This window comes from Rhodococcus sp. GB-02 (assembly GCF_053470465.1).
In genome coordinates this window covers 1,032,937-1,049,006 of the sequence record NZ_JBPUKE010000001.1, presented here as the reverse complement: position 1 = coordinate 1,049,006, position 16,070 = coordinate 1,032,937, and the positions used below count along the sequence as shown (strand labels likewise).

Here is a 16,070-nt window from a genome sequence, read left to right as displayed (position 1 = left end):
GACATGAAACGGGCGGCACCTCCAGCGAGGTGCCGCCCGTTTGTGCGTGCCCTTCAAGCACTCTGCGAATGCAACTTCCGATGCAGATCCCGCACCTGCGGAACCAACTCCGGAATCGGACCTTCGACCGGGATGTTCGGCGCAACCTCGTTGACCGACAAAGACTTCACCGGCGCCGGAACCACGCCCCACTCCTCGAGCCAGTCGCCTAGTTGGGCCGAAGAACAGATGTAGACGATACGTCCCAGTCCCACCCATGCGTGCGCGGCCGAACACATCGCGCAGTGCTCGCCCGAGGTGAACACCGTTGCTGTGGAGCGCTCTTCCGGCGTCAGGTACTGAGCCGCCCACCGCGCCAGCTCGAACTCGGGGTGGCGAGTGTTGTCGCCGCCCGCAATCCTGTTTCGATCCTCCGCCAGAAAAGTTCCGTCGGCCGCTGCCAGGACGGAACCGAAAGGTTCGTCCCCCGCATCCAATGCCTCCGAAGCCAATTCGACGCAACGGCGCAGGTGACCCAGTTCGATGTCGTTCATGTGCTCATCCTCTCCCGCGATACACGAAACGGGCGGCACCGGTGAGGTGCCGCCCGTTCGTTACTTGCTGTGCTGTACTACTCTGCTGCGCTTTCGCTTTCGCCGGCCTTGGTCAGCTCGATCGGCGGTGCGTCCGGCACGTCGATCGGCTTCTTGGTGGGCGTGAACGTGAACTTCGCGTCCTCGCCCGAACCTTCGCCGTCCCAGTTCTCGACGTCGACGAGCACGATGTGACCCGGTCCGATCTCTCCGAAGAGGATCTTCTCGGACATCTGGTCCTCGATCTCGCGCTGGATGGTACGACGCAGCGGTCGTGCACCCAGTACCGGATCGAATCCGCGCTTGGCCAGAAGCGACTTGGCCTTGTCGGTGACCTCCATGGCCATGTCCTTGTTCTTGAGCGCTGCCTCGACGCGAGCGAGCATCAAGTCGACCATCTGAACGATCTGCTCGTTCGTGAGCTGATGGAAGACGACGATGTCGTCGATACGGTTCAAGAACTCGGGACGGAAGTGCTTCTTCAGCTCGTCGTGAACCTTGAGCTTCATGCGCTCGTAGTTCGACTCCGTGCCCGTTCCCGAGCTGAAGCCCAGGCCGACTGCCTTGGAGATGTCCGAAGTACCGAGGTTGGATGTGAAGATCAGCACCGTGTTCTTGAAGTCGACGGTACGTCCCTGACCGTCGGTGAGACGGCCGTCCTCGAGCACCTGCAGGAGGGTGTTGTAGATCTCCTGGTGTGCCTTCTCGATCTCGTCGAACAGCACAACGCTGAACGGCTTGCGGCGCACCTTCTCGGTGAGCTGGCCACCCTCTTCGTATCCGACGTACCCGGGAGGGGCACCGAACAGACGCGAAGCGGTGAAGCGGTCGTGGAACTCGCCCATGTCGATCTGGATCAGAGCGTCGTCGTCGCCGAACAGGAAGTTGGCGAGCGACTTCGCAAGCTCGGTCTTACCGACACCGGACGGGCCGGCGAAGATGAACGAGCCCGAGGGACGCTTGGGATCCTTCAGACCTGCACGCGTACGACGGATCGCCTTCGAGACGGACTTGACTGCCTCTTCCTGCCCGATGATCCGCTTGTGCAGTTCCTCTTCCATGCGGAGCAGACGAGTGGTCTCCTCCTCGGTGAGCTTGAAGACGGGGATACCGGTCCAGTTGCCCAGAACCTCGGCGATCTGCTCGTCGTCGACCTCGGCGATGACGTCCAGGTCGCCCGCACGCCACTGCTTCTCACGCTCAGCGCGCTGAGCAACGAGGGTCTTCTCCTTGTCACGCAGGTTCGCAGCCTTCTCGAAGTCCTGCGCGTCGATAGCGGACTCCTTCTCGCGACGCGCGTCGGCGATGCGATCGTCGAATTCGCGCAGGTCCGGCGGTGCGGTCATCCGACGGATACGCATTCGCGCGCCCGCCTCGTCGATGAGGTCGATCGCCTTGTCCGGCAAGAAGCGGTCATTGATGTAGCGATCGGCCAGCGTCGCAGCTGCCACGAGAGCACCGTCCGTGATGGAAACACGGTGGTGAGCCTCGTAGCGGTCACGAAGACCCTTGAGGATCTCGATGGTGTGCTCGACGGTCGGCTCGCCCACCTGGACGGGCTGGAAACGACGCTCGAGAGCGGCATCCTTCTCGATGTACTTGCGGTACTCGTCGAGAGTGGTGGCACCGATGGTCTGCAGCTCACCGCGGGCAAGCTTGGGCTTGAGGATGGAGGCCGCGTCGATAGCGCCCTCGGCCGCGCCCGCACCCACGAGAGTGTGCAGCTCGTCGATGAACAGGATGATGTCGCCGCGGGTGTTGATCTCCTTGAGAACCTTCTTCAGGCGCTCTTCGAAGTCACCGCGGTAACGGCTGCCGGCCACGAGCGACCCGAGGTCGAGCGTGTACAGCTGCTTGTCCTTGAGGGTCTCGGGGACCTCACCGTTGACGATTGCCTGAGCCAGGCCCTCGACCACAGCGGTCTTACCGACACCGGGTTCACCGATGAGAACCGGGTTGTTCTTGGTACGACGCGAGAGAACCTGCATGACACGCTCGATTTCCTTCGAGCGGCCGATGACCGGGTCCAGCTTGCCTTCGAGGGCAGCTTGCGTCAGGTTGCGACCGAACTGGTCGAGCACGAGCGAGGTGGACGGCGTGCCGGCCTCTCCGCGGGTGCCACCGGTTTCGGTGGGCTCCTTGCCCTGGTAGCCCGACAGCAGCTGGATGACCTGCTGGCGGACGCGGTTGAGATCGGCACCGAGCTTGACCAGAACCTGGGCTGCTACGCCCTCACCCTCGCGGATGAGACCGAGCAGGATGTGCTCCGTACCGATGTAGTTGTGTCCGAGCTGCAGCGCTTCGCGCAGACTCAGCTCGAGGACTTTCTTGGCGCGCGGCGTGAAGGGGATGTGACCGGACGGAGCCTGCTGGCCCTGGCCGATGATCTCCTCGACCTGGCTGCGGACTCCCTCGAGGGAGATACCCAACGACTCCAACGACTTGGCTGCAACACCTTCGCCCTCGTGAATGAGGCCGAGAAGGATGTGCTCCGTGCCGATGTAGTTGTGGTTGAGCATCCTGGCTTCTTCTTGAGCCAGGACAACAACGCGCCGCGCGCGATCGGTGAACCTCTCGAACATCGCTCTCCCTCACACTCTCCGGCGGGCAGGTTCGAGACCGGATGTCTCGTCCCTGGTCGCCGCGTTTCGCTCCGGCACTACAGACTGATCGCCTCGCCGGTCAGCGGACTGACGTCCACGAATCGACAAAGGTTGCACGACCCCACTTATTACTCTAGAGGGCGCGAAGTCCACCTGCTGCTCCTCCACCCGATTGGCGGCGGAAGCCGGACTGCTTACCGTTCACAACGTCGCAGCTGAGGGAATCGTTTCCCGGTTCCTGTACGCCTGAAGCGAACAGCGATTTTCGACGCCTGATCAGCCGAATATCGGGAGTACCCGAGTGCACGGCACCTCACGCGGATTCGACGGATCCAGCGCGTTGAGCGTCAGAGTCGCTGTTCGCTGCGACGCCACCAGCGCGATGTGATCCGACAGGTCCTGTTCGCAACCGTCCTGAACAACTATGTTCGACGCGTTCGACGCGGCCAGTATTCCGCTGCTGTACGGAACGACCACTTGATCGAACCGAGTCACGATGTTGGTGTACTCGACGTCATCGGAGTAGACACCCGCGTCGCGCAGTTCGGTCACGAAGGTGGCGTTGTCGAAATCCGGTCCCCCGACGCCTTCCGGCGGCCCGACCTCCGAGCCGTCCCACAACGGAGCGATGGAGACGATCTTGGAAACATGCGCGTCGCCGCCGAGGAACTTGGCGTAGTAGGCACTGACCGTCGTCCCCTGGGAGTGTCCGATCAGGTCAACCTTCGAGCTACCGGTCGCGAAAAGGACTTGGTCGACGAACTCCGCCAACTGCTCTGCGCTGTCTCCGAGCGGCGCGAGACCGCCGGCTGCAGAAATCGGCCACGGCTGGTCCGTTCGATTCCCGAAGGTGAGCGCGAAAACGCAGTACCCCTCGTTGGCCAGTACGGGTGCGAGTACGCCCCAATTGGTCTGACGGTTGGCCGCCGTCCCGTGCACCAGAACGACGGGATCAGGATGAGCGGCGGAAGGCGTGCACGAGAAGTCGTTGGTGCCAGGGGCCGATCCACCCGGGTTGGTCGCTTCGAGGGCGATTCCACTGAAGAAACCGGACGGAACGGGAAGAGGTTCGTTCGCCGACGCAAGAGGTGCGGCGGTCGCGGCCACGGCTCCCGCCAGAGCGAGAGCGCCCACGCATGTTCGAATCCCCACCGAAGGCCTCCACATATTGATCAACCCACGACGGGCAATACCGAGTTGCACGGTACCGGCCGCTGATGCGCGGGATCGAGTGCATTGAGAGCAAAAGTCGCCGCGCGCAGCGACGCCGCGATGGCGAGATGATCGGAGATGTCTTGCTCACAACCGTCCTGGACGACGATGTTGGTTGCGTTCGGCCCGGGCTCCAGCCCATTTGTATACGGCAGCACCAGTTCGTCGTAGCGGGTCGTGATGTTCGTGTAGTGAACGCCCGGCGCGTAAACGCCTCCCGCACGGAGATTTTCGATGAACTCCGAACCGGCCCCCATGTTCAGGCACGCCTTGCAGATCGGGAATCCGGCCTGTGCTGCCTCGGATACCCCGAGTTCGCGAAGGCTGCGGCCGATACTTGCCTGCTCGTTTCCGAGGGTTCCCTTCCACAGCGATGCCACCGAAACGATGTTGTCCACTTTGTCGGCACCGCCGAGGAACTTCGCGTAGTACCCGTTGATGATCGTGCCTTGCGAATGCCCGACGAGATCCACCGACGTTGCGCCCGTAGCGCCCAGAACTTGATCGACGAAATTCGACAATTGTGCTGCGCTGGAAGGAATTTCCTGCATTCCACCGATGGCCGACAGCGGCCACGGCTGCTCGGGGAAGTTTCCGTACGTCAGCGCGAAGACGCAGTAGCCCTCGTTGGCGAGCAACGGCGCATAGGTAGCCCAATTGGTCTGCCTGTTTCCACCCGTTCCGTGAACGAGCACAACCGGATTGGGATGTTCAGCAGTCGGCCTGCACGAAAAGTCATTGGATCCAGGAGCTGAACCGCCAGGATTTCCCAACTCCTGAGGAACACCGGCAAGGAAGGCATTGGGAACGGGCAGAGGAGCCTGAGCCGACGCCACCGATGTGAACCCGACGAGCATCACCGCGGCAAGAATGGCTCCCCCGAACAACCTGATTCTGCGCACTTCCGACCCCTCTTCGTTAGATGCGAACCGGGCAGACGCTAGCAAACTAGAACACGTCATCATTCCATTTCGGAGAAATGTGTCCGAATCCGTTTGCGATCCATTTCAGACAGCCTTTTCGTAGGCTCGGCGCACCTCGGTGGAAATGCGTCCCCGGGCCGAAATCTCGAAGCCCGCACCCTTGGCCCATTCGCGGATGGCCGCACTCTGATCACGGTCGGCAACCGGTCGGGATTTGGTCACCGACCCGTTGACCGATTTGGCGGAATTCGACCTTCTCGCATGGGGAATCCACTTTTTCAGTGCATCGCGCAGTTCCACGGCGTGGGCGGCGGTGAGATCGATTTCGTAAGCAACTCCGTCGACGGAAAACTCCACAGTTTCGTCAGCGGGCGATTTTTTGTCCAGATCGTCAACCATCGTGACAACAACCTTTTTCACCACGACCATTCCTCCCCAGATCCTTTGATAAGCAGCGACGATAGCACCTGGACAAACGTCCTGTCTCGGCTGATCCAGATGATTGGAACTGCTCACCGCCGGGTACGTCTTTGCATTTACTTACGACAGGGATGGAATACAAAATGGGGTTCGCTGGCAAACACCGTCGACTTTCCGCCGCCCCAGTCTGCGACCGACGACATCCGAAAGGTCATCGCGGAATCTGCAGGGGTGGGTGGGAGACGTCGACAACGTATTCAAGACCGTGACCGGGTGGAGCCCGTTGGAACGACTGATCGCACCGCTGAGCGGTAATTGGAACGAAAACTCGATGATCAGAAAACCGGCTACAACCCGGGGACCGGTCGCGATCCATGGGCTGATGCCGTACAGACTCCGAGGTACCGCCCGAGCTGCGCGGCGGCTACGACAAGATCATGAAGGCAGCAGCAGCGGTGGACGATGCAGCGATCAAGTTGGACCGGGTCACGGACGGGGACTGGGACTCCCGGATCGACGTCACCGACCACTTGCTGAACTTTCTCACCGGCGGACCCGAAGCCTCAGCCGAACTTCGCCACTATGCAACGCGGGTGGCGGGAGGCGAATGTCGTTGGGAACAAATCGAATCCCAACTTCGAGCGCTCCCCGCTGAACTGGTCGAGCTGAAGGACTCACCCAGATTCATCTGGTTCTCGGCACCGCCGATAGCTGACGTGGACGAAGACTACGAACCGTACCGAATCCCTTGGGAGCGTCCCAACTGAAAAAGGTTCGGCCGCAACATGTGCGGCCGAACCTTGATCGAAGTGAAGTCAGCGAGCGGACGGACGAACGATCGGGAACAGGATCGTCTCGCGAATACCGAGGCCGGTCAAAGCCATCAGCAGTCGATCGATTCCCATGCCGGTGCCCGTTGTAGGCGGCATGCCCTGTTCCATCGCGGCGAGGAACTCCTCGTCCAGCACCATCGCTTCGTCATCGCCGGCCGACGCGAGGCGCGCCTGATCGACAAAGCGCTCACGCTGGATCACCGGGTCGACAAGTTCGGAGTAGCCGGTCGCCAACTCGAATCCGCGGATGTACAGGTCCCACTTCTCGGTGACACCCTTCTTGCTGCGGTGATCACGGGTCAGGGGCGACGTCTCGACCGGGAAGTCACGGACAAACGTCGGCACGTACAGCTGATCGCCGCACTGGTGCTCCCACAGTTCCTCGACGAGCTTGCCGTGGCCGTAACCCTTGTCCTTGGGAACCTCGAGGCCGACCTTCTCCGCCAAAGCGAGAAGCTCGTCGACCGTCGTATCCGGGGTGACCTCGGTGCCGATGGCCGCCGACAACGACGGGTACATCTCGAGGACCTGCCACTCGCCACTGACGTCGTACTCGGAACCGTCGGCGAGAGTGAGGACCTGCGTGCCGAATGCTTCCTGCGCAACTTCCTGGACGAGCTCACGAATCATCTTCGCGGAATCGTCGTACGTGCCGTAGGCCTCGTACGTCTCGAGCATCGCGAACTCGGGCGAGTGAGTGGAGTCGACGCCCTCGTTGCGGAAGTTGCGGTTGATCTCGAAGACCTTCTCGATACCGCCGACGACGCAACGCTTGAGGAACAGTTCCGGCGCGATACGCAGGTACAGGTCGATGTCGAGAGCGTTCGAATGTGTGACGAACGGACGAGCTGCCGCCCCGCCGTGCAGCGTCTGCAGCATCGGCGTCTCGACCTCGAGGAAACCGCGGCTCTCGAGCGCATTGCGCAGCGCGCGGACAACAGCGACGCGCTTGCGAGCGTTGTCACGAGCCTCGGGGCGAACGATCAGATCCGCGTAGCGCTGACGCACCCGGGACTCTTCGCTCATTTCCTTGTGCGCAACCGGCAGGGGGCGCAGCGACTTGGATGCGATCTGCCAGGCGTCGGCCATCACACTGAGCTCGCCGCGACGGGAGCTGATTACCTCACCGTGAATGAACACGAAGTCGCCGAGGTCGACGTCGGACTTCCAGGCAGCCAGTGCCTCTTCGCCGACGCCGGCGAGGCTGATCATGGCCTGCAGCTGGGTGCCGTCGCCTTCCTGCAGAGTCGCGAAGCACAGCTTTCCGGTGTTGCGCATGAAGATGACGCGGCCGACGACACCGACCAACACACCCGTTGCCGTGTCCGGCTCGAGTTCCGGGTACTCCGCGCGGATCTGCGCGAGCGTGTGGGTGCGATCAACCGAAACCGGGTACGCCTCCTGGCCCTGCGCGAGGATCCGTTCACGCTTCTCACGCCGGATACGGAGCTGCTCGGGGGTGTCGTCGACTGGCTGGGCTTCTACATCACTCACGGGGTACAAGACTACTGGGCCGTGTCCACCGCGTTTGTTGCTGGTAGCACCGCGGCCACCGCGAGCACGATTCCCGACAGCAAGTACAGCCCGACCCGGACGTGATTCCACATAGTCCAACCAGCCTCGTACGACGCCCATGCGGCGGCGTCGGTAGTGCTGACCGAGGCAAACGCGTCGTTGTGGGGGACGTGGTAGATCGCGGTCACCGCGAAGGACGCGAGTATCCCGACGCAACCGAAAACAGCAAGGACCCAGCCGTCCGGCCTGGAGATCGATGCCCAGATTCCGGCGGCGATCGCGGTGAGCGCCGATCCAACCAGCGGCAGCATCAACGCACTGCGCGGCGCTTCGACGTTGATCGCCTGCATCGACGTGATCGCGGTATGTGCATCCACCGACCGAAGGGCGGGCATCACAAAGGAAGAGAACGCAAACAACGCACCACCGGCGACGAGCGCACCGAGCGCAGTCATGCCGACCAGCAGCTCCAGAATGATCTCGGATTTCTTCACGACCAGACCCCCGTTCGAGCGGCCTCGGCGGCAAAAGTAGGGAAATCGCGTGCGGGCCGTCCCAGGACCTCTTCGACCACGCCGGTCACGCTTTGATTCCGTCCGTCGAGAACTTCGGCAAACAGGTACGTCAGTAAGTCCACGATGTCACTCGGGACGCCGACTTCCGTCATGCTGTCGGAAAATTGTTGCCGTCCAATTCTTTCGAACTCCACCGCGCGACCCGACGCCGTCGAAATCGTGTCCACTGCCTCCGCGAAAGTGAGCAACTCCGGACCTGTCACCTCGAGGACTCGGCCGAGGAGGTCGGTTCGAGTCAACGCGGCCACCGCCACGTCAGCGAGATCGTCGACGTCGATGAACGGCTCCCCCACCCCACCTACCGGAAGTGCCAGGTGGCCTTCTCGAATCGGGTCGAGCAGATACCCTTCGCTGAAATTCTGGGCAAACCAACTGGCCCGCACCACAGCCCATTCCAGGTCGCTGTCGGCCAGAACCTGCTCGGCTTTCTGTGCCGCCGGTTCACCCCGTCCGGACAGAAGCACCATGCGACGAACCCCTTCGCTGTACGCAAGCTCCGCGAATTCCTCGATGTGCGTGCTCGATCCCGGCACTGCGAGGTCCGGCGCATAGGTCACGTATGCCGCTTCGACACCCGACATCGCGGGCTGCCACGTCGTCTGATCGTTCCAGTCGAAAAGTGTCCCGGATGCTCTCGACGCGATTCGGTTAGGGATTCCCTCCGCCGTCAGCCTCTGTGCAACGCGCGCACCGGTCTTGCCGGTACCACCGATCACTACCGCCGACTGAATTTCACTTGTTGAAGTCATGAACTCATTCGACCGCGCGACGGCAATACGATCCATAGCTGAAGGTCGCAAAAACATACGCCAGCGTCTACCGTCGAAATATGGATGCATTGTCGATGATGCTGGCCGGGTCTCGAGCGGAAGGTGCATTTCTGTTGCGCTCGTTGCTCGATCCGCCGTGGTCGTTACGTATCGAGGACCACGCACCCGTCACCGTGCTGATTCTGGTTCGCGGCAGCGCAGTCGTCATCTCCGACACCGGCCAGACCGAGAATCTCGAGGCCGGCGACGTGGCACTTCTGCGGGGTCCGGATCCGTATACGGTCGCCGATCAGCCCGGCACCCCGGTTCACGTACTCATCGACGAGGCGCAGAACTGCGCCGCGGTCGACGGCTCACCGCTCGAGCACATGTCAGTGCTCGGGGTTCGCACGTGGGGCAACTCGGCGAGCGGCGAAACCGTCATGCTCACGGGCACATATCGTTTGGACTCCTACGTCAGCCGCCAGATCCTCGACAGCCTGACACCCGTCGCGGTGGTCCGACGCAGCATCGAAACTGCGCCGATGACAAACCTCCTGGAACAACAGATCGCCTCCGATGGGCCAGGGCAGGAGGTGTTGTTGGACCGACTCCTGGACCTTGTCCTGATCTCGGCGGTCCGTGCGTGGTTCGCCGAGAATCCGGATCGATCACCGCGATGGATCAAGGCATACGAGGATCCCGCCATCGGGTATGCCTTGCGGCTCATACACAATCGGCCCGAACATCCCTGGACGGTCGCGAGTTTGGCCCAGGAAGCCGGCAGTTCGCGAGCAGCTTTCGCTCGCCGGTTCACCAACCTCATGGGCATCGGGCCGGTTGGTTATCTGACTGAATGGCGCATGTCCGTGGCCGCGGATCTGCTCGCAGACCCGGCACGAACGGTGTCGTCGATCGCCCGAGAAGTCGGCTACTCGAGCCCCTTCGCCCTCACGACGGCCTTCACACGCCATCACGGAGTGAGTCCGAAGATCTATCGCCAGACCTGCTGTGCGCCTTTGTTAACCGCCCGCGGTTGACAAAGGCGCACAGCAAACGGGTCAGTGAGCGGAAACAGCCGCCAACTCGCGGGAGCAATGACGAACTCCGCTGAGCGCACCGAGCAGGCCGGCCGCCTTGATCGCCTGGTACCCGCCCACCAGATCGGTGGCCTTGTGCAGGCCGAGCTGCTGCAACGACGCTGCGGCCAGGCTCGAGGTGTAGCCCTCAGAGCAGACGATCACCCACTCGACGTCGTGGTCGGTGGCCAACGCGAGGTGTGCGCTGCTGGTGGGGTCGAGTCGCCACTCGAGAACGTTCCGCTCGATCGCGAGTGCGCCGGGAAGAGTTCCCTCGATGGCGCGCTGCGCCTGCGGGCGAATGTCGACGAAGATTGCTCCGCGGTGAAAAGCTTCTGTGAGCTGGAAGACGTACATGCGATCGATCTGTGCGCGAGCGTCGTCGAGCATTTGGTCGATGGTCATTTGGTGCCCCCCTCGGGCAGGTCGGTCAGCTCGGTACGGGTGCGACGAAGAGTCCGGTGATCCGTCACTTCGTAGAAGGACATTGCCGTCAGCGGCGGCGAGTAGGCATGAACACTCAGAGTCGGTGCATCCGAGCTGATTTCGACCGGAGCACCAGGAGCATTCGTCGAACGCACGACGTCGTGAACCCACCCGAGCGGGAACGAAGCCTGATCGCCGGCGTCGAGCTGGCGTTCCACCAGGGCGTCACCTGCCCAACGGAATTCGGTGAGCGAACCACTGAGGACGGTCAATGCGCCGAACGAGCCTGCGTGGTCGTGCAATTCGGTGTTGCGTTCGGGCACCCAGCTGATGAGCCACACATCGACGTCGTCGTCCGCATGCAAGCGGGTGGACCAACGATCGAGCGTCGGGAAGGCGTCGGGGATGAGGTGATCGAAACGGCCGTCGAGCACGCCATTCGCTCCCTCGTCGGTCAGTCGCAGCAAATCGGCCGGGCGAAGGCGGGTAGGCAACGACGCACCGCTCGGACGGCGTCCGGAGGGCCCGCGATTGATGCCACGACCTGCGGAAACACCACGGTCAGCGGTAAGAGTCGGGGCCAAAACAGAGAGATCTGCAGAATATGTGGATAGCACGAGCTAGCTCCAAGGAGTGTGAATTGGTCAAGGCAGCGGTCAGCCTCGACAACACTCCTGAGCACCCATGCAGCGATTCACGAGCACCATTGTGGCATAACTTTCGCGATCGCGAAACTGCTGGAACATGACCATCGATCAGGCGACCGGTCGTCGACCTGATCCGCGACGCGCCTGATTGCGCTCGAAGACCAACCTGAGCCCTTCGAGTGTGAGGTCTCGTTCGAAGTGATCGATGGTGTCGGATTCGGGGATGATCAGCGGTGCACTGTCCCCGGTTGCGATCACGGAGACATCGTCACCACCGAACTCGGGCAGTTCGTCGCGTACGCGGTTGACCAGTCCGTCCACGAGGCCCGCAAAGCCGAATACCGCGCCGGACTGCATGCATTCGACGGTGTTCTTCCCGACCACCGAACGCGGACGCACCAATTCGACCTTGCGCAAAGCAGCAGACTGCGACGCCAAGGCGTCGGTCGAGATCTCGAGCCCAGGCGCGATACAGCCGCCCAGAAACTCACCCTTGGCGGAAACGACGTCGACGCAGGTCGACGTGCCGAAGTCCACGACGATGCACGGACCCTCGTAAAGATCGTGCGCGGCAAGGCTGTTGACGATCCGGTCGGCTCCGACTTCTTTGGGGTTGTCCACCAGCAGTGGCACCCCGGTGCGCACGCCCGGCTCGACCACGACATGGGGAACATGACCCCAGTACCGCTCGAGCATGACGCGGATCTCACGCAAGACGGACGGCACCGTCGACAGCGCGGCGACGCCGGCGATCTGATCGACATGAGTACCCAACAGCCCACGGAAGGTCAACGCCAACTCATCGGCAGTCATCCGAGGGTCGGTTCGCATTCGCCAGTCCTGCAATAGCTTCGAATGCTCACCAGTTCCGGAAAACAGACCGAGAACAATATTGGTGTTCCGCACGTCGACCGTGAGCAGCATGGATTACACCAGGCTGGATTCGCGCGAGGCCTCGAGTGTCGACAGCATGCGCGGGGTGATCAGACCCGAACCCTCCGGCGCGTGAGCCGGGTCGGAGCCGAGTTCGATCTGCTTGTTGTCGGCATCGACGAAGACGACGCGCGGGGAGTACTCCTTGACTTCCTGCTCGTTCATCACCCCATAGGCGATGAGGATGACCAGGTCGCCCGGCTTGACCAGATGCGCTGCCGCACCGTTGATTCCGATGACACCAGTTCCGCGCTCGCCGGCGATGACGTACGTCTCGAGACGCGCACCGTTGTCGATGTCGACGATGCACACCTGTTCTCCTTCGAGGAGGTCTGCTGCGTCCATCAGATCCTGGTCGACGGTGACGGACCCGACGTAATGCAGGTCGGCGTGAGTCACGGTGGCGCGGTGGATCTTCGACTTCATCATTGTGCGAAACATATCCAGGTCCTTACTCGTGAAAAGTGCTCAGTGAGACAGCAGGTCGTCGATGGCGTCGGCAGATGGATCGGTGTCACGCTCGAGGAAGCCGGTTCCCACGGCGACACCGACATTGTCGATCAAGCGGGTGGTTCCGAGCTTGGCGGCCACCAACAGTCGGCCATCACCTCGCTCGGGAGCGGGGCCCAGATCGACGCCCCGAACCTCGAGGTAGTCGACCTCGATTTCCGGAACAGCTGCCAGGACAGCGCGTGCGGTTTCCAGAATTGCTTCCGCTCCCCCGGCCGCCGCGTGTGCACCGGCGATCAGAGCTGCGGACAGCGCGACCGCTGCGGTGCGCTGGCTCTCGTCGAGGTAGCGATTGCGAGAGGACAACGCAAGGCCGTCGAACTCGCGGACGGTCGGAACTCCGATGATCTGTACGTCGAAATTGAGATCCCACACCATCTGACGGATGAGCGTCAGCTGCTGGTAGTCCTTCTCACCGAAGTACGCGTGATTGGGTGCCGCGATCTGCAGCAACTTCGCCACAACGGTCAGCATTCCCGCGAAGTGCGTCGGGCGCGAGCCGCCTTCGAGTTCGCTACCCAACGGACCCGGCACGATGGTGGTGCGCTGGCCCCGCGGGTACATCGTCTTGGCGCTCGGCGCGAACACCAATTCGACGCCCTCGGCGCGCAGCAGGTCGAGATCGGCATCGAGAGTGCGCGGGTACGCGTCCAGGTCTTCGCCGACACCGAACTGAAGCGGGTTCACGAAGATGGAAACGATCACGACGGCGCCCGTGACCTTGGCCTGACGAACCAGTTCGATGTGGCCCGCATGCAGCGCACCCATCGTCGGAACGAGAGCCACCTGACGCCCGACTCCACGCAGTGCCCGCGAGACGCGCCGAAGCTTGTCCGGATCGTGGTGCACCGTCAGTTCGCCGCGCTTGTATCCGCCCTGCAAATCACTCACGACGGTCACCTCCCGTTTCAGTCAAGATGTCGAACAATTCGGTGGGGGCGCCCACCCGCTGGGCCGATCGCAAGGACATCGCTCGATAGCCGGCAGCGAGCTCCGGATCCAGTTCTGTCAGTACGCGCAAATGTGTGTCGACGGCAGCGGCATCGCCGCGTGCCACCGGGCCGGTCAACGCCGAGGGACCGCGTCGTAGTGCGTTGTCCAGGGCAGCCGACAACAGCGGTTGCAGGACACGCTCGGCCACTCCACCCGGATCGCCGTCGATCAACTGCTGACCGAGCAGCTCGTCACCTTGCAACGACGCTCGCAGCGCCTCGACGGCGTCGACCACGAGCGTGACCAGGTGATTACTGCCGTGCGCCAGTGCCGCGTGGTAGAGCGCGCGGTTCTCCTCGCGCACTCGGACGGGCTCGCCGCCGACCTCGAGAACCAGTGACTGCGCGATCGCGTATCCGATGTCGTCGGCAGCGGTGATTCCGAAGCACGCCGACGACAGACGCGCAGTGTCCTCGTCGTGACCAGTGAACGTCATCGCCGGATGGATGGCCAAGGGCAGCGCGCCCAGTTCGGTCAGCGGGGCCAGGATCGCGATGCCGTTGGCACCGGACGTATGGGCGACGAGCGTGCCCGGCTTGACGGCGTGGGTGGCCGCGAGCCCCCGAACAAGATCAGCAAGCTGGTCGTCAGGAACAGCGAGAATCAGCAGTTCGGAGCGAGCTGCGACGTCGGCAGCCGGAAGAATTTCGGTATCGGGAAGCCGCTTCACAGCGCGGGCGACCGAGGCACTGGAGACGGCGGAGCAAGCGCTGACAACATGACCGGCTCGCTCCAATGCGGCACCGACAGCTGTTCCGACCCGGCCTGCGGAGACAATTCCTACCGTCAATCGCGCAGGTGCAGGTCCATTAGTGATCCCGAAGGAAGTCACCGGATTCCTCTCGTTCGTTCCAGTCCCGCTCGGCGGGTACCAGACGTTCTGGGTCCGAGGATATCCTTCGCCCGAACCGTCATGCCATGGCTGGGCGAGTGATCTGCGACTCAGTCCTCTCGGCGACGACGTCGACCGGAGCCTTCGGACGGGTTGGTCGAACTCAGATTTGCCATTATTTCGGCGACGGTCAATCCGTTGGAATGAGCACCACTCGCGGCATCCTCCGGGGCAGCGCGACGACGACGGCGCGGCTCTGCGTCGGACTCAGCGGCGGGTTCAGGTTCTGTTTCCGCAACAACCTCGGGAACAACCTCGGGCACCTCTTCGACGACGGCGTCTTCGATGACGGCGTCCTCGATGTTCGGGGCCTGGGCGGGAGCCTTGATTTCAGGCTCGACCGGCGCGACCGGCTCCGGATCCTTCTCCACCGGAACATCTTTCGCCGTTCGTGTCGGCGTGGAACTCACAGAACTCACCGGAGAACTCTTCGGAGCCTGGTTCCGGGTCTGATCCTGGGGCTTCTGCGCCTCTTGAGACTTCTGGGTCGGCACGACACGCGGCGCCACGAAGCTGCTGTCGCGCCACGACGTCTCGGCGAACACGACGGTTGTCTCGGCAGTCACCGGATCGTCGTTGGGCGAAGCCAACCCGCCGACGTTCGGTGCCGGTTGGCTGGGCCCGCTCTGGCCGGCGCCGGGAACGTACAGTCCCGACGGTGCCGGCTGGTACGCACCGTACGAACTGCCGCCAAGTTCCGGTACTCGCGTCGAATCGGTCTTGAGCGCGGTCTGTTCGGGCAGAAGTCCACCTTCGAAAAGCGCTTCGAGGTTTCGGCGCAGCGCGACCAATTCGGCGCGCAGCCCGGCCAGTTCCTCCGCGTCTGCGGTCACCTCACGTCGCACGCGGCCTTCGACGCTCAGTTCGTACTCGCGTCGAGCAGAAATTTCACGTTCGAGCTGCAGTTCGTACACGGTCTGCAGATCGGCAACCTTGGCTTTGTCCAGTGCCGACTCTCGCCGATACTTGGTCATGGCGATAGCGCCGAGGGTGGCTGCCCACAGAGCGACGACCAGTCCCACCCGAAGAAGCTGAACGCTGTTGCTGAAGATCAAAAACAGCGAAGCAATGACAGCAAGTGCCAGAAGAGCAGCAATGATCATCTGGCTCGCGCTGCGCTTGCTTCGGCGCGCAGACTTCGATCGACCAGAATTTGTCATGGTTGCCAGGGTACTTGCCGCGACCGGG

At 62.5% G+C, this 16,070-nt stretch carries 17 protein-coding genes; 2 read left to right on the top strand and 15 right to left on the bottom strand.

What is annotated here, in order from left to right:
• Positions 1-53: 53 nt before the first annotated feature.
• From ACSW29_RS05000 to ACSW29_RS04980, 5 genes are all read right to left on the bottom strand, one after another.
• On the bottom strand, positions 54-533 hold the full coding sequence (locus tag ACSW29_RS05000) for a nucleoside deaminase (RefSeq protein WP_317827601.1): 480 nt from the start codon (positions 531-533) through the stop codon (positions 54-56).
• A gap of 77 nt (positions 534-610) precedes the next feature.
• Positions 611-3,154 carry an ATP-dependent Clp protease ATP-binding subunit gene (locus tag ACSW29_RS04995; protein WP_003945604.1) on the bottom strand — a complete coding sequence of 848 codons (2,544 nt, stop codon included), beginning with the start codon at positions 3,152-3,154 and terminating at the stop codon, positions 611-613.
• Between the two features lie 297 nt (positions 3,155-3,451).
• Positions 3,452-4,342 carry an esterase/lipase family protein gene (locus tag ACSW29_RS04990; protein ID WP_448276702.1) on the bottom strand — a complete coding sequence of 297 codons (891 nt, stop codon included), beginning with the start codon at positions 4,340-4,342 and terminating at the stop codon, positions 3,452-3,454.
• Positions 4,343-4,347: 5 nt separating this feature from the next.
• Positions 4,348-5,289, bottom strand: coding sequence for an esterase/lipase family protein (locus ACSW29_RS04985; RefSeq protein WP_448276700.1), 942 nt, complete (start codon positions 5,287-5,289; stop codon positions 4,348-4,350).
• A gap of 105 nt (positions 5,290-5,394) precedes the next feature.
• The gene (locus tag ACSW29_RS04980) at positions 5,395-5,733 is read right to left on the bottom strand and encodes a histone-like nucleoid-structuring protein Lsr2 (protein ID WP_230816812.1); all 339 of its coding nucleotides are present in this window, start codon (positions 5,731-5,733) and stop codon (positions 5,395-5,397) included.
• Between the two features lie 434 nt (positions 5,734-6,167).
• Here ACSW29_RS04980 and ACSW29_RS04975 point away from each other — a divergent pair, with 434 nt between their 5' ends.
• Positions 6,168-6,497 (top strand): hypothetical protein, encoded by a 330-nt coding sequence (locus ACSW29_RS04975; RefSeq protein WP_448276699.1) that lies wholly within the window; start codon positions 6,168-6,170, stop codon positions 6,495-6,497.
• 48 nt (positions 6,498-6,545) lie between these two features.
• On the opposite strand, the gene lysS is transcribed toward ACSW29_RS04975, so the two are convergent.
• Genes lysS through ACSW29_RS04960 form a run of 3 tightly spaced genes read right to left on the bottom strand, consistent with a single transcriptional unit; the run spans position 6,546 to position 9,402 of the window.
• Positions 6,546-8,057 carry a lysine--tRNA ligase gene (gene lysS, locus ACSW29_RS04970; protein WP_003945834.1) on the bottom strand — a complete coding sequence of 504 codons (1,512 nt, stop codon included), beginning with the start codon at positions 8,055-8,057 and terminating at the stop codon, positions 6,546-6,548.
• 11 nt (positions 8,058-8,068) lie between these two features.
• A complete protein-coding gene (locus ACSW29_RS04965) occupies positions 8,069-8,572 on the bottom strand; it encodes an anthrone oxygenase family protein (protein ID WP_317827604.1) in 504 nt (167 codons plus the stop codon).
• Positions 8,569-9,402: an NAD(P)H-binding protein gene (locus tag ACSW29_RS04960; RefSeq protein WP_448276697.1), complete on the bottom strand. Its 834-nt coding sequence runs from the start codon at positions 9,400-9,402 to the stop codon at positions 8,569-8,571. The genes ACSW29_RS04965 and ACSW29_RS04960 overlap by 4 nt, the downstream gene beginning before the upstream one ends.
• An 80-nt stretch (positions 9,403-9,482) precedes the next feature.
• On the opposite strand from ACSW29_RS04960, the gene ACSW29_RS04955 reads away from it, so the two are divergent.
• Entirely contained in the window at positions 9,483-10,442 is a 960-nt protein-coding gene (locus ACSW29_RS04955; protein WP_448276696.1) for an AraC family transcriptional regulator, read from the top strand.
• Positions 10,443-10,463: 21 nt separating this feature from the next.
• Here the strand turns inward: ACSW29_RS04955 and ACSW29_RS04950 are convergent, their stop codons facing one another.
• The 7 genes from ACSW29_RS04950 to ACSW29_RS04920 form a co-directional block, all read right to left on the bottom strand.
• Positions 10,464-10,886: a rhodanese-like domain-containing protein gene (locus ACSW29_RS04950; RefSeq protein ID WP_003945445.1), complete on the bottom strand. Its 423-nt coding sequence runs from the start codon at positions 10,884-10,886 to the stop codon at positions 10,464-10,466.
• Entirely contained in the window at positions 10,883-11,443 is a 561-nt protein-coding gene (locus tag ACSW29_RS04945) for a cysteine dioxygenase (RefSeq protein ID WP_317827686.1), read from the bottom strand. Before ACSW29_RS04945 ends, ACSW29_RS04950 begins: the two co-directional genes overlap by 4 nt.
• A 219-nt stretch (positions 11,444-11,662) precedes the next feature.
• A complete protein-coding gene (locus ACSW29_RS04940) occupies positions 11,663-12,478 on the bottom strand; it encodes a type III pantothenate kinase (protein WP_448276695.1) in 816 nt (271 codons plus the stop codon).
• A gap of 3 nt (positions 12,479-12,481) precedes the next feature.
• The gene (panD, locus tag ACSW29_RS04935; RefSeq protein ID WP_003945761.1) at positions 12,482-12,928 is read right to left on the bottom strand and encodes an aspartate 1-decarboxylase; all 447 of its coding nucleotides are present in this window, start codon (positions 12,926-12,928) and stop codon (positions 12,482-12,484) included.
• 27 nt (positions 12,929-12,955) lie between these two features.
• Positions 12,956-13,888 carry a pantoate--beta-alanine ligase gene (panC, locus tag ACSW29_RS04930; RefSeq protein ID WP_448276694.1) on the bottom strand — a complete coding sequence of 311 codons (933 nt, stop codon included), beginning with the start codon at positions 13,886-13,888 and terminating at the stop codon, positions 12,956-12,958.
• A complete protein-coding gene (locus tag ACSW29_RS04925; protein ID WP_317827607.1) occupies positions 13,881-14,822 on the bottom strand; it encodes a Rossmann-like and DUF2520 domain-containing protein in 942 nt (313 codons plus the stop codon). The genes panC and ACSW29_RS04925 overlap by 8 nt, the downstream gene beginning before the upstream one ends.
• Before the next feature lie 110 nt (positions 14,823-14,932).
• Entirely contained in the window at positions 14,933-16,042 is a 1,110-nt protein-coding gene (locus ACSW29_RS04920) for a DUF6779 domain-containing protein (protein WP_448276693.1), read from the bottom strand.
• Positions 16,043-16,070 lie beyond the last annotated feature (28 nt).

Coding starts and splice junctions, on each gene's coding strand:
- ACSW29_RS04995 (WP_003945604.1), bottom strand. CDS start 3,154: ATGTTCGAGAGGTTCACCGATCGCGCGCGGCGCGTTGTTGTCCTGGCT.
- ACSW29_RS04955 (WP_448276696.1), top strand. CDS start 9,483: ATGGATGCATTGTCGATGATGCTGGCCGGGTCTCGAGCGGAAGGTGCA.
- ACSW29_RS04975 (WP_448276699.1), top strand. CDS start 6,168: ATGAAGGCAGCAGCAGCGGTGGACGATGCAGCGATCAAGTTGGACCGG.
- ACSW29_RS04950 (WP_003945445.1), bottom strand. CDS start 10,886: ATGACCATCGACCAAATGCTCGACGACGCTCGCGCACAGATCGATCGC.
- ACSW29_RS04940 (WP_448276695.1), bottom strand. CDS start 12,478: ATGCTGCTCACGGTCGACGTGCGGAACACCAATATTGTTCTCGGTCTG.
- panD (WP_003945761.1), bottom strand. CDS start 12,928: ATGTTTCGCACAATGATGAAGTCGAAGATCCACCGCGCCACCGTGACT.
- ACSW29_RS04990 (WP_448276702.1), bottom strand. CDS start 4,342: ATGTGGAGGCCTTCGGTGGGGATTCGAACATGCGTGGGCGCTCTCGCT.
- ACSW29_RS04920 (WP_448276693.1), bottom strand. CDS start 16,042: ATGACAAATTCTGGTCGATCGAAGTCTGCGCGCCGAAGCAAGCGCAGC.
- ACSW29_RS04960 (WP_448276697.1), bottom strand. CDS start 9,402: ATGACTTCAACAAGTGAAATTCAGTCGGCGGTAGTGATCGGTGGTACC.
- ACSW29_RS05000 (WP_317827601.1), bottom strand. CDS start 533: ATGAACGACATCGAACTGGGTCACCTGCGCCGTTGCGTCGAATTGGCT.